The following is a 232-nucleotide window of genomic DNA, read 5'->3' on the forward strand; positions in this document are numbered from 1 at the left end:
TGAACGTGCGGTTCATGGGCATCAGCGAACAAGCCATCATCTCCTACCTCGTCTCCGCCTACTACTCCGCCGCCGTCCTCGTCCCCGACGCCCTGGCCGTGCTGGAAAGCGTCGAACTCGGCCGGGAAAGCTGACCCGGTGACGATCATCGAGGAACCCACCGCGCCGCAGCTGTCGCTGGGGATCCCCGCCGCCCGGACCCTGGCCACCACCACCAAAACCCGCCCCCAGA

The 232-nt window shown here is 67.2% G+C and carries 1 pseudogene; it reads left to right on the forward strand.

Going from position 1 to position 232, the window contains the following annotated elements:
* Positions 1–134: pseudogene (locus EIY87_RS48855) on the forward strand (hypothetical protein); the annotation flags it as partial.
* Between the last annotated feature and the right edge of the window lie 98 nt (positions 135–232).

This window comes from Amycolatopsis eburnea, assembly GCF_003937945.1.
Classification (GTDB): Bacteria; Actinomycetota; Actinomycetes; order Mycobacteriales; family Pseudonocardiaceae; genus Amycolatopsis; species Amycolatopsis eburnea.